This window comes from Pseudomonas sp. P116 (assembly GCF_020149425.1).
GTDB lineage: Bacteria > Pseudomonadota > Gammaproteobacteria > Pseudomonadales > Pseudomonadaceae > Aquipseudomonas > Aquipseudomonas anatoliensis.
Genome location: NZ_JACVHB010000003.1, coordinates 97,065 through 109,999, shown reverse-complemented (window position 1 = coordinate 109,999; position 12,935 = coordinate 97,065). Strand labels below are relative to the sequence as shown.

At 60.3% G+C, this 12,935-nt stretch carries 10 protein-coding genes; 1 reads left to right on the top strand and 9 read right to left on the bottom strand.

Annotated features, from left to right (window positions below; translation table 11 throughout):
• Nucleotides 1-108 precede the first annotated feature (108 nt).
• From ICA15_RS10915 to ICA15_RS10880, 8 genes are all read right to left on the bottom strand, one after another.
• Nucleotides 109-738, bottom strand: a complete 630-nt coding sequence (locus tag ICA15_RS10915; RefSeq protein WP_210553515.1) for a glutathione S-transferase — start codon at nucleotides 736-738, stop codon at nucleotides 109-111.
• Between the two features lie 132 nt (nucleotides 739-870).
• Nucleotides 871-1,050 carry a hypothetical protein gene (locus tag ICA15_RS10910; RefSeq protein ID WP_150617771.1) on the bottom strand — a complete coding sequence of 60 codons (180 nt, stop codon included), beginning with the start codon at nucleotides 1,048-1,050 and terminating at the stop codon, nucleotides 871-873.
• Nucleotides 1,047-2,177, bottom strand: coding sequence for a PepSY-associated TM helix domain-containing protein (locus ICA15_RS10905; RefSeq protein ID WP_150601875.1), 1,131 nt, complete (start codon nucleotides 2,175-2,177; stop codon nucleotides 1,047-1,049). Before ICA15_RS10905 ends, ICA15_RS10910 begins: the two co-directional genes overlap by 4 nt.
• 74 nt (nucleotides 2,178-2,251) lie before the next feature.
• Nucleotides 2,252-4,687, bottom strand: a complete 2,436-nt coding sequence (locus ICA15_RS10900) for a TonB-dependent siderophore receptor (RefSeq protein ID WP_210553516.1) — start codon at nucleotides 4,685-4,687, stop codon at nucleotides 2,252-2,254.
• 230 nt (nucleotides 4,688-4,917) lie between these two features.
• Complete coding sequence (locus tag ICA15_RS10895) at nucleotides 4,918-5,892, bottom strand: FecR domain-containing protein (RefSeq protein WP_210553517.1); 975 nt, start codon at nucleotides 5,890-5,892, stop codon at nucleotides 4,918-4,920.
• Entirely contained in the window at nucleotides 5,889-6,365 is a 477-nt protein-coding gene (locus ICA15_RS10890) for an RNA polymerase sigma factor (RefSeq protein WP_215729662.1), read from the bottom strand. The genes ICA15_RS10895 and ICA15_RS10890 overlap by 4 nt, the downstream gene beginning before the upstream one ends.
• Before the next feature lie 243 nt (nucleotides 6,366-6,608).
• On the bottom strand, nucleotides 6,609-7,316 hold the full coding sequence (locus ICA15_RS10885) for a PolC-type DNA polymerase III (RefSeq protein WP_150617768.1): 708 nt from the start codon (nucleotides 7,314-7,316) through the stop codon (nucleotides 6,609-6,611).
• The gene (locus tag ICA15_RS10880; RefSeq protein ID WP_210553518.1) at nucleotides 7,313-9,253 is read right to left on the bottom strand and encodes a putative nucleotidyltransferase substrate binding domain-containing protein; all 1,941 of its coding nucleotides are present in this window, start codon (nucleotides 9,251-9,253) and stop codon (nucleotides 7,313-7,315) included. Before ICA15_RS10880 ends, ICA15_RS10885 begins: the two co-directional genes overlap by 4 nt.
• 253 nt (nucleotides 9,254-9,506) lie before the next feature.
• On the opposite strand from ICA15_RS10880, the gene ICA15_RS10875 reads away from it, so the two are divergent.
• Nucleotides 9,507-9,953 (top strand): response regulator, encoded by a 447-nt coding sequence (locus ICA15_RS10875; RefSeq protein WP_150593683.1) that lies wholly within the window; start codon nucleotides 9,507-9,509, stop codon nucleotides 9,951-9,953.
• A 198-nt stretch (nucleotides 9,954-10,151) separates the two neighbouring features.
• Here the strand turns inward: ICA15_RS10875 and ICA15_RS10870 are convergent, their stop codons facing one another.
• A complete protein-coding gene (locus ICA15_RS10870; RefSeq protein WP_210553519.1) occupies nucleotides 10,152-12,329 on the bottom strand; it encodes a malate synthase G in 2,178 nt (725 codons plus the stop codon).
• Nucleotides 12,330-12,935 lie beyond the last annotated feature (606 nt).

Sequence of the window (12,935 nt, the reverse complement as noted above, 5' to 3'; positions counted from 1 at the left end):
CACATCCGGATCCCACAGGTTCTGTGATGAAACAGATATCTCTGTTACACCCAGATCCAATGTGGGAGCTGGCTTGCCAGCGATGAGGCCGGGACAGGCGCAGCAGACTTAGGGCTTGGGCATGGTCGCGATCATGGACGGTCGCTGACTGACTTCAAAGAACCAGTTGGCCAGTTGTGGATTGGCCTCGCGCCAGCCCAGGTCCGGGAAGCGCAAATCGAGGTAACCCAAGGCACAGGCGACGCTGATCGCAGCGACATCGAAATGGCTGGTCAGCTCGGCAATCGCGTCTTTTTCCAGCAGGGCCAGCGCGCGACGGATCTTGTCGCGTTGCGCGTCGAGCCACTCGTCCCAGTGTTTTTCCGGCGCGCGCAGCACCAGTTCATATCGCACCATTACTGATGCATCCATGATCCCGTCGGCCATCGAGGCCAAGGTCAGGCGCCGCCAGCGGGCCGAGCCTTCGCGGGGGATCAGCGGGTTGCCGACGTGCTGGTGATCGAGGTATTCGAGGATGACGCGGCTGTCATGGATGACGTTGCCGTCGGCCAGGCGCAGGGCCGGAATCTTGCCCAACGGGTTGTCGCCATTGAGCGCGGCACTCGGGCTGACCGGGCTGAGGACGCAGTCTTGCAACGCAACGCGATCCTGCTGACCGGTCTCGTGCAGCAACACCATCACTTTGCGTACGAACGGGGAGAGCGTGTTGTGGAACAGGGTCATGCTGGGGGCGGACATTGGCAAACCTCGGTGGTCGTCGAAGATCAGAAGGTTAGCTGTAGGAGCTGCGGAACGCTGCGATCTTTTGATCCTGATCCTGCATTCAAGATCAAAATCAAAAGATCGCAGCGTGCCGCAGCTCCTACACGGTCATCTTTTCGGCAGGAAGCCGCGTATTGCCAGGAAGGCCGGCACGCCGAGTCCGATCCAGCTCAACGCATCCCAGATACCATCCCCCAACAACGCCGCAAACAACCCCGCCGCACTGAGCAACGCAATCACCAGCGGCGTGCTGAATACTTTCCAGAAATTCGACTGACGCGGCTTCATGCAGACGCCTCCGTCGTTTCCAGCACAGGCTTGGCCGCCCTGCGCCGAACCACCCACAGATACACGCCACTGCCGAGCACGATGATCGTCAGCACATCGAGCGTCGCCCAGAGGATTTTCATCGGCATGCCGCCGTAGTCGCCAAAGTGCAGCGGCTGCGACATGCCCATGGCGTCCATGTACCACGGGCGTTCGGCTACGGCGGTGACTTTCAACGTCGTGGCGTCAATCAGTACCGGCGTCAGCAGGTGCGAGGTCAAATGCGTGCCGCCCTTCATGAACACCGAGTAATGGTGCTCGCTGGAAAAACGCGTGCCGGGGAAGGCAATGAAATCCGGCTTCATGCCGGGGGCGACTTCGCCGGCAATGTCGAGCAATCGGGTGGCGGGGGCCAGGTGCGTCAGCGGCGGTGCATCGCGATAGGGTGCGATCAGCGTGGTCAGCGCATCGTTGCGCCAAGCGGCGATGAGCAGGTCGGCGCAGGCGCTGATCACGCCGGTCACGCCCACGACCAGCGCCCACGTGAGGGTGACGACGCCGATCAGGTTATGCAGATCGAGCCAGCGCAGGCGCGTGGATTTGTCCTGGCGTACGGTGCCGAATTTCAACCGGCGCATGAACGGCAGGTACAACACCGTCCCCGAAACAATCGCGACGACAAACAGCAAACCCATGAACGCCAGCAGCAGTTTGCCCGGCAGCCCGGCGAACATGTCGACGTGCAGGCGCAGGATGAACAGCATCAAACCGCCGTTGGCCGAAGGAGTTTCCAGCGCTTCGCCGGTGCGCGCGTCGAGCATGAAGGTGTGCGAGGAGTTCGGTTCGGTGTCGGCAGTTTTCGCCATGATCGCGAATGCGGCATTCGGCTCTTCGTCGTCGTAGCCGAAGTACTGCATGACCTCGCCCGGACGATGTTTCTGCGCGGCGTCGACCAGTTGTTGCAGGTTGAGCTGCGGCGTGTCGGCCGGCATCTCGCGCAACTCGGGGGCGTTACCCAGCAGATGGTCGATTTCGTGGCTGAAAATCAGCGGCAAACCGGTCAGAGCCAGCATCAGCAAAAACACGGTGCAGATCAGGCTGGTCCAGGTGTGGATGAACGACCAGCGGCGAATTGTTTTACTTTTCATTTCATGACCTTCAAAAACACCAAAGCCGTCCGCGAGGGACGGCCAGGTTACAGGGCCTGTTTCAGCTCAGTCGCTTACCACTTGTAAGTGGCGCTGGCGACGACACTGCGCGTGTCGCCGTAGTAGCAGTAGAAGCTGTCGCAGGTGGAAATGTATTCCTTGTCGAACAGGTTGGTCGCGTTGAGTGCCAGCGACGCACCTTTGAGGCTGTTGTCCAGACGGCCGAGGTCGTAATGCACGCTCGCGTCGAACACGGTGTAGGCGTCCGCCTTGCCCAGCCAGGTGTTGGCCTTGTCACCGTAGGTGTTGCCGGTATAACGCACGCCGGCGCCCATGCCGAAACCGTCAAGCACGCCGGTGTGCCAGGTGTAGTCGGTCCACAACGAGGCTTGTTGATTCGGCATCAATTGCAGGCGATTGCCCTTGTCGGCGCCATTCTGCACTTCAGACTTGGCCAAGGTGTAGGCGGCGATGACTTTCAGGTTCTCGGTAACGTCGGAGACCGCTTCCAGCTCCAGGCCTTTGACTTTCACTTCGCCGGTCTGGCTGGTGATCGAAACGCCGTCGACGAAGGTGCTGACCGAGACGTTCTTTTGGGTGAGGTCATATACGGCAGCGCTCAGCAGGGTCTTGCTGCCCGGCGGCTGGTACTTGATGCCCAGTTCCCACTGCTTGCCTTCAGTAGGTTTGAGCGAACCGGTGGAGGTGGCGTCGGCGCCGGTGGTCGGCTGGAAGGATTCGGCGTACGACAGGTACGGCACGAAACCCGAATCGAATACATAGCTGAGCGCCGCGTTGCCGCTGAACGCCTTGTCGCGCTGGGTGTTGGTGGCATCGCCTCTGTTGATGAACTGAGTGCTGGTGTGCACCCAGTCTTCACGGCCGCCCAGTGTCAGGCGCCACTGGTCGAGGGCCATTTGGTCCTGCACGTACAGGCCGGTCTGGTAGGTCTTCTGGTTGTAGTCGTAGAACGCCGTGGAGCGCGCCGGACGCACGATCGGCTGGCCGTAGATCGGATTGATTACGTTGGTACCCGGAGTGGTATCCGAAAAGCCGAAAATCGAGGTGTAGTTGGTGTTGCTGCGCTGATGATCCAGACCCAGCAGCAGGGTGTGGCGGATGTCACCGGTAGCGAAGTCAGCCTGGAAGTTGTTGTCCACGGCGAACTGGCTGATGTCTTCATCGACGCTCGTGGACGAGCGACCGACGTTGCCCTGGTCATCGACTTCAGTGAATGGATACGAGCCAACCGTCAGTGCCTGGAACGACAGATCCGACTTGGTGTAACGCAGGTTCTGCTTGAACTGCCAGACATCGTTCAGGCGATGTTCGAACGCGTAACCCAGCGCGTAGTAGGTGCGGTCGTAGTATTCCCAGTCCGGATCACCCAGATTTTTGTGATGGGAAATATCACCGAATGGCGATTTGATCTTGGTGCCCTGAATCGGCAGGAACTGGCTGGTGATGCCGGTATCGTCGCGGGTGAACTGGCTCAGCAGGGTGAGCTTGGTGTCGTCGTCGATGTTCCAGGTCAGGCTCGGCGCAATGTTGTAGCGCTTGTTGTCGACGTGGTCGACCTGCGTGCCGCTGTCACGTACTACGCCGCTGATGCCGTAGAGGAACTGGCCAGCTTCATCGATCTTGCCGGTGCTGGCGAAGTTGATTTGACGGTGGTTGTCGCTGCCGTACTGCAACTGGATTTCACTGCTGGCGACATCGCTTGGGCGACGGCTGACCATGTCCAGCAAGCCGCCCGGCGGGGTCTGGCCGTAGACGGACGAGGCCGGGCCGCGCAGCAGGGCGAGGCGGTCGAGGTTCCAGGTTTCCTGTTTCGGGTTGGCGTAGACGCCTTTTGGCAGCGGCAGGCCATCGAGGAACTGGGTCGGTTCGAAGCCGCGCACGCGCAGCCAGTCGGCCCGGGTGTCGCTGCCATAGCTGCTGGCGGTGATGCCCGGCATGTAGCGCACGGCGTCATCGAGGCTGTGCACGCCACGGTCTTCCATTTGCTGACGGGTCGCGACCGAGATCGAACGTGGCGCTTCGACCAGTGCGGTGTCGGTTTTGCTGCCGGCGGCGGTGCGGGTGGCGGTGTAGCCCTCGACCGGGCTCCAGGCCGTTTCCAGATTCTCTACACCGATGACCGATGTTTCCGGCAGCGCCATTACGCCTTCCGGCACAGCCACCAAGGTGTAAGTGCCGGTGCTGCTTTGTTCCAGTTGCAGACCGGTACCCCGCAGGGCCGCACGCAAAGCGCCGGCGGCGTCGTAATTGCCGCTCACGGGCGCCGAAGTCTTGCCCGCCGCCAGCGCCGGGTTCAGCGACAGCGCGAGGCCGCCCTGGCTGGCGATCTGGTTCAGGGTGGTCGACAGCGGCGCGGGCGGCAGGTTGTAGGCGCGAACGCTGGACGCTTGTTCAGCGGCGATCAGTTGGCTGCTGACCAGCGGGGAGCTGAGGGCAATGGCAACCGCCAGCAAACTGGGGCGCAACAAGGTGTCTAGCGAACGGGACATACGGCGGCTCCTGAATGAAAATATTTCTCAATTGCCTGTGTGCCGGATGAAAATCAAAAAGTGATAGGGCTGGATGAAAATAATTTCGATTTACTGGAAGTGGAGACTGTGCGGGCCTCATCGCTGGCAAGCCAGCTCCCACAGGTTTCAGTGCTGTTCACAAAACTCATGCTCAGCACAGACCCTGTGGGAGCTGGCTTGCCAGCGATGGCGGCCGCTCAGGCACCGCATCAATCAGGCTTTGGCTCAGCCTTCGCCACGGTGACCCAATACGGCGTGTGCTGCTCGATCTGCACCGGCAGGGTCGGCAGCAGCGCGCTCAAGGCTATATCGGTGTCATGCAACGGGAAGCTGCCGGTAATGCGCAAATCGGCCACTTCCGGTGCCACGCCCAAATGCCCGCGGCGGTAGCGACCCAGTTCATGCACCAGATCGCCCAGTCGCGCGTTGTCGACCACCAGCATCCCGCGTGTCCAGGCATCGGCGCCGGGAGTGAGGGCGACAATCGAGCCAAGCCCGTCACTGCGCAGCAGCACTTGCTGGCCCTCGCGCAGGATCTGTTCTGCAGGGTTCGATTGCGTATGTGCCGCCACCGCCGATTGCAGCACGCTCAGGCGCGTGCCTTGTTCCTCGCGCTTGACCAGGAACCGCGTGCCGAGCGCGCGCATGCTGCCTTCGCGAGTCTCGACAATAAAGGGACGCGTGTCGCCGTGAGCGGTTTCGATGAGGATTTCGCCTTCCTGTAAAACAATCAGGCGCTGCTTCTCATCGAAACGCACGTCCACGGCGCTGTGGGTATTGAGGTTGAGCAAAGTGCCGTCGGCCAACCGCACAGTGCGCTGTTCGCCGGTGGCGGTACGCTGGTCGGCGAGCCAGTAATCGAGCGGCAGATAGCGTTCACCGGCAAACAGAGCCAGACCCACCACCGCAACAACGCTGGCCAGACCACTGCCTAATTTGCGCACGCGGCGGCGAATGCTTTCGCGCGATTGCAGCAGCGCACTGCGGGCCGGCCCTTTGGCGACACTGAAACGCTGATCGAGCATGCCCAACTGGCGCCATGCGCGAGCATGTTCTTCATGGGCTGCATGCCACTTGGCAAATTCTTCGCGCTCTAGCGGACTGCTGGAATCAAGGGTCAGTTGCCAGGCTATCGCCGCGTCCAGCACATGCGCCGGTACGGGTCTGGAACTGGCCGGACTCATGTTGGCTCACCGTACAGCGCGATGTAGCACTGACGAATGCCTTGAGCGAGATACTGGCGCACGCGCGGCACCGACACGCCGAGCTTCTGGGCGATCTCGGCATGGCCGAGGCCATCGAGGCGGTTATAAAGGAAAGCGGCGCGGGCCTTGGTCGACAGTTTGCCGAGCAGGCGGTCGATGGCCTTGAGGTCTTCAAGGATCAGTTGCTGTTCTTCCACCGACGGTTGTTCGCCTTCGGGGATCAGCATCAGTTCGGTGAGGTAAGCCTGTTCCAGCGCGGCGCGGCGGAAGTAATCGAACAGCAGCCCTTTGGCGATCGCCACCAGAAAGGCCCGGGGCTCGCGCGGTGTCAGTAGCTCATCGCGGCCGAGCAGGCGCACGAAAGTGTCCTGGCTCAGGTCTTCGGCACGCTGCGGACACGCCACATTGCGCCGCAGCCACGCCAGCAGCCAACCGCGATGGTCGCGATACATCGCACCGACGAGCTCACTGTGAGGGCTTGGGACTGACGACACCGGACATCACCGATTGGGAAATATTAACTAACGCGAATTGTTCGCGATTCTGGCAGAGGTGGGAATGGTTAGCAATTGGCCACTGGTCGGGTGCTGCCCTGTGTAGGAGGTGCCGAAGGCTGCGATCTTTTGATTTTGCTGTTTATAAGATCAAAAGATCGCAGCCTTCGGCAGCTCCTACAGGGAGTGTGTTGTTTAAAGTCAGAAAGAGGGCGCCTGTTGCCTGCGCTTCCACTGGCTCAACCGCTGCTGCAAATTCAGCGGACTATGAATCTGCTGCCCCCGCGCCCGGCTGAACAGTATCAACGCCAACTCTGCCGTCGCCAGTGCATCGGCACTCGCATTGTGCCGCTCGAACACTTCAAGCTTGAACCAATCGATCCACTCATCCAGCCCGGCTTCGCGAATGTTCGCCTGTGGGCACACCAACGGCGCGATGTCGGCGACATCCAGAAACACATGCTGCAATTTGTGCCCCAGATGTTCTTTCAGCGCCCGTCCGAGCATGTGCTGATCGAACGGGGCATGAAACGCCAACACCGGGCTGTCACCGACAAACTCCATGAATTCCACCAGCGTCTCGGCCGGGTCGCTGCCGGCGGCGATCGCGTTCGGCCCCAGGCCATGGATCAACACACTGGCGCCGAGCTTCACCTGGGGGCATTGCAGCGTGCGCTCGAACTGCTGGCTGAAGTCGATCGCGCCGTCCTCGATCACCACGGCGCCAATCGACAACAGCCGATCCTTGTTCAGGTTCAGCCCGCTGGTTTCCAGGTCGAGCACCACCCAGCGCTGTTCGCGCAGGCTGCAATCGCCCAGCTGATTGATCGCCGGCAGCCTCGCCAGACGCTGTTGCAGATCAGCCGGCAGCACCGGGCTGGCCGGACGCAGCCACGAAAACAGACTCATAGCTGATACCGCAACGTCAGGCTGCTTTGCAGACGTTGGGCTTGACGCAGAGATTCACGCAGGATGCGCCGGTCCAGATGATTGAGGCTGTCGGGATCGACCCGGTTGGAATACGGCAGGTTCTCGCGGCTTTGGATCTGATGCTGCTGCATGCGCGTTTGCTGAATGAAGTGATAAGCCTCTTCATATGCCGCGCCGTCGAGTCGCTCGATGACTTCCTTCTCCACCAACTGACGGAAGCGCTCCAACGTATTGTTGGCATCGATGCCGTTGGCCAGCGCGAGCAATCGCGCACCATCCACGAACGGTGTCAGGCCCTGGACTTTCAGATCGAGGGTGGCTTTCTCGCCGTTCTTGCGCGCCAGCACAAATTCACGGAAGCGCCCCACTGGCGGGCGATTGCGCAGGGCGTTGTCGGCCATCATGCGCTGGAACAAACGGTTATCGGCGACCTGATCGAGAATCCCCCGGCGTAATTGCGCACAGCCCTGTTCATCGCCCCACACCACGCGCAGATCGAAATAGATGCTCGACCCCAGCAGGTTCTCCGGCGTCGTCTCGCGGATAAACGACGCAAAACGCCGCGCCCATTCCGCGCGGGACAGGCACAGCTCGGGGTTGCCGGCCATGATGTTGCCCTTGCACAGCGTGAAGCCGCACAGCGCCAGGCTCTGGTTGATCTGCTGGGCAATCGGCAGCAGCTTGCCGCGAATCTCCGCTGCATGCGCCGCATCTCGCGCGTCAAAGAGAATGCCGTTGTCCTGATCGGTGTGCAGCGTTTGCTCGCGCCGGCCCTCGCTGCCGAAACACAACCAACTGAACGGCACCCCCGGGTCACCTTTTTCGGCGAGGGTCAGTTCGATCACCCGGCACACGGTGTGATCGTTGAGCAGGGTGATGATGTGCGTGATCTGCGTCGAGGACGCACCGTGAGCCAGCATGCGCTCGACCAATTGACCGATCTCGCCGCGCAGGGTCACCAGTTGTTCGACGCGCTGGGCGCTGCGGATGGTCCGGGCCAGATGCACCAGGTCGACCCGTTGCAGGGAAAACAGATCGCGTTCGGATACCACGCCGCACAGGCGCTGATCCTTGACCAGGCAGACGTGGGCAATGTGCCGTTCGGTCATGGCAATGGCGGCATCGAAGGCGCTGTGATCCGGCGACAGATAGAACGGCGCGCGGGTCATGTGGCGCTCGATGGCTTCGCTGAAATCGCCGACACCTTCGGCCACCACGTGGCGCAGATCGCGCAGGGTGAAAATGCCCAGCGGCGCCTTGTGCTCATCCACCGCGACGATGCTGCCAACCTGTTGTTCGTGCATCAGCTTCACCGCTTCACGCAGTGGCGTGTCGGGGCTGCACGTCACCGGATGGCGCATCGCCAACTCGCCGAGACGGGTGTTCAGCGAATATTGGGTGCCGAGATTTTCCACGGCTTTCTGCTGGACTTGCTGATTGACTTGATCGAGCAGGCTGCTGACCCCGCGCAAGGCGAAGTCGCGAAAGGCGCTGGAGAGGGCGAACAGTTTGATGAACGCCTGTTTGTTCAGTTGCAGGCAGAAAGTATCTTCACCGGCCAGATGCTCGGTACGTGTTGCCCGCTCGCCCAGCAACGCGGCCAGGGGAAAGCATTCGCCGGTGGTGATTTCGAACGTGGTTTCAGTGCCGCCCTTGGCCGTGTGCGGACGTTCGCCGACCACGCGGCCCTGTTTGACGATATGGAAGTATTCCACCGGGCCGTCGGCAGGCTTGATGATGCTCTCGCCCTGGCCATAAAACCTTAGCTGGCACTGCTCCACCAGGTAGGCGAGGTGGGCGTGTTCCATCTGATTGAAGGGCGGGAAGCGCTGGAGGAATTGCAGAGTGCCCTGAATGTTCTGCAACACCGCGGTTTTCCCTGCCTGGGTGAAGGCGTCCGCTTTACTCATAACCATTACCGCAGTCTTTTTCGAATTGTTGTTGTCGGATCGTTGCAGCCATGGTCGACCCCTGCGACCGGGGTGCCCATTGGACGTAAGTCTAGGTTGGCGATGCTGTTGGGCATATTTGGGAAGTGACCTACACATTCAGTCGGAAATTCGTCCGCCCGGCTATTGGAAATAAATCCGACGAAGTGCACATTGAAGCTCTGCCTGGCGATGTCTGACGACTGAGCGAGGTGATTGATTGGGAAATGTAGAGAACGCCATGTCCGACCACGATATTTTGAGCGACGCCGAGCGTGAAGCGCTCAGCGCTGTAATGCTCGAACCCGACCTGCCGCCGCAGCGTGTACTGATCGTCGATGACGACAAGGACGCCCGCGAGCTGCTCGCGGAGATACTGGCGTTGGACGGCATTCGCTGCATGACCGCCGCCAGTGGCGAAACCGCACTGAAGATGCTCGATGAGAAACCTTCGATCGGGCTCGTCATCACTGATCTGCGCATGGGCAACGTCGGTGGGCTTGATCTGGTTCGACAGGTGCGCGAATCGGTGCGGGCGGCGATGCCGATCATCATTGTGTCGGGCGATGCCGATGTGAAAGACGCGATCGCGGCGATGCATTTGAGTGTGGTGGACTTTCTGCTCAAACCGATTGATACCGCCAAGTTGCTGGGGTTGGTCAAACATGAATTGGGGATTGAGCCTTAGCGCCACCCGATCATTCCAACGCGGAGCGTGTGAAGATCAAGATCAAAAGATCGCAGCCTTCGGCAGCTCCTACATGGGATCACCTGTAGGAGCTGCCGAAGGCTCGGGCCGCGATCGGACGATCTTTTGATTCTGCTTTCACAAAAAAAGCCCTGATCCAAAGATCAGGGCTTTTTCATATCCAGCGTCTACGCAGAATTACAGGCCGTTGGCAGCCTTGAACTCACGACGACGACGGTGCAGAACCGGCTCGGTGTAACCGTTCGGCTGTTTGGTGCCTTCGATCACCAGTTCGACCGCCGCCTGGAAGGCGATGTTGCTGTCGAAGTTCGGAGCCAGCGGACGGTACAGCGAGTCGTTGGCGTTCTGACGATCGACCACCGGCGCCATGCGCTTGAGGCTTTCCATCACTTGCGCTTCGGTGACGATCCCGTGGCGCAGCCAGTTGGCGATGTGCTGGCTGGAGATACGCAGCGTCGCACGGTCTTCCATCAGGCCGACGTCATTGATATCCGGCACTTTCGAGCAACCCACGCCTTGGTCGATCCAGCGCACCACGTAGCCGAGAATGCCCTGGGAGTTGTTGTCCAGTTCGTTCTTGATCTGCTCTGGTGTCCAGTTCGGATTGACCGCCAGCGGAATGGTGAGGATGTCGTCCACCGAAGCGCGAGCACGTCTGGCCAATTCGGCCTGACGGGCGAACACGTCGACCTTGTGGTAGTGCAGCGCGTGCAGCGCAGCGGCGGTCGGCGATGGCACCCAGGCGGTGTTGGCACCGGCCAGTGGGTGAGCGATTTTCTGTTCGAGCATCGCCGCCATCAGGTCGGGCATCGCCCACATGCCTTTACCGATTTGCGCACGACCTTGCAGGCCGGTGCTCAGACCGATATCGACGTTCCAGTTCTCGTAGGCGCCGATCCATTTCTCGGCCTTCATGTCGGCCTTGCGCACCATCGGGCCGGCTTCCATGGAGGTGTGGATTTCGTCGCCGGTGCGGTCGAGGAAACCGGTGTTGATGAACACCACACGCTCGCTGGCCGCCTGGATGCAGGCCTTGAGGTTGACCGTGGTACGGCGCTCCTCGTCCATGATCCCGACTTTCAGGGTGTTGCGTTTCAGGCCCAGCACGTCTTCGATACGGCCGAACAGCTCGTTGGTGAACGCGGCTTCTTCCGGGCCGTGCATCTTCGGTTTAACGATGTAGACGGAACCGGTGCGGGTGTTCTTGCGCGAGGTGTTGCCGTTGAGGTTGTGCATCGCCGCCAGGCAAGTCACCAGACCGTCGAGGATACCTTCCGGCACTTCGTTGCCGTCTTTGTCGAGGATCGCGTCGATGGTCATCAGGTGACCGACGTTGCGCACGAACAACAGCGAACGGCCATGCAGGGTCACTTCGCCGCCATCGACCGTGGTGTAGCTGCGATCCGGGTTCATGGTGCGAGTGAAGGTCTGGCCGCCCTTGGCGACTTCTTCCGACAGATCGCCCTTCATCAGGCCGAGCCAGTTGCGGTAGATGACTACTTTGTCGTCGGCATCGACGGCCGCCACGGAGTCTTCGCAGTCCATGATGGTGGTCAGCGCGGCTTCCATCAGCACGTCTTTGACGCCGGCCGCGTCGGTCTGGCCGACGGGGGTGCTGGCATCGATCTGGATTTCGAAATGCAGACCGTTGTTTTTCAGCAGGATCGCGATTGGCGCGTTGGCGTCGCCCTGGAAGCCGATCAGCTGTGCATCGTTACGCAGACCGCTGTTGCTGCCGCCCTTGAGGGTGACCACCAGTTTGCCGTCAGCGATTTTGTAGCCGGTCGAATCGACATGGGAGCCGGCAGCCAGTGGCGCGGCTTCGTCGAGGAAAGCACGGGCGAAGGCGATGACTTTGTCGCCACGCACCTTGTTGTAGCCTTTGCCTTTTTCCGCGCCACCGTCCTCGCTGATCGCGTCGGTGCCGTAGAGGGCGTCGTACAGCGAACCCCAGCGAGCGTTCGAGGCGTTGAGGGCAAAGCGCGCATTCATCACCGGCACAACAAGTTGCGGGCCAGCGGTACGGGCGATTTCGTCATCGACGTTTTGCGTCGTTGCCTGGAAATCAGCCGCTTCTGGCAGCAGATAACCGATTTCTTGCAGGAAGGCTTTATAGGCCACGGCGTCGTGCGCTTGACCGGCACGTTGCTGATGCCAGGCATCAATACGCGCCTGGAAGTCATCGCGTTTGGCGAGTAGGGCTTTGTTCTTCGGTGCCAGGTCGTGAATGACCTTGTCGGCACCTTCCCAGAATTTGTCGGCGGTGAGGCCGGTACCGGGAATGGCTTCGTTGTTCACGAAGTCGAACAGGACTTTGGCGACCTGCAGGCCACCGACTTGAACGTGTTCAGTCATTGCTTGCCTCACTCTGCTCAGCTATTTCGCTTTTCAGCTCTTCAATTTACCAATGAAGCCTCTGGCCATTTAAACCACAAACCTGCCGACCAGTACATGCCATTGCTGGCGGCTGGGCTGGGACCAATCAACGGCTTGGGGCCTTGCTGACGGGGCTTTCAGGATTGCGAACATGCCTTGGGCAGACATCGATCCAGCGTTATGTAGTGCGCGCTGCGGCATACTACATGATGAGTTGCGCTTGTGAAAATCAGACTAATTACGTCGTTCTGCGACCCCATGACGCATTGCGGTCACGGCGCGGAACAGGATGTTCTCAAAAAACCATTGGATTGTTCCAGTTAAATATCGAAAGTTGTACACATAAATGCTGTGGGGCTGCTATGGGGCAGTCTGGGTGTACCCGCTTTTGTGGTGAGGGGATTCATCCCCGCGGCTGCGCAGCTGTCGTGAAACCTGCCTGCACGGTGTATCTGCCAGAAAGCGGGGGCGGCTTCGCCACCCATCGGGGATAAACCCCCTCGCCACAGGTATGCGCTCACTTGGAGCATTGCTGCTCAATTCCGGGGCTTGCCTATACTTGCCCTTCCATAACAAAAGTCATGA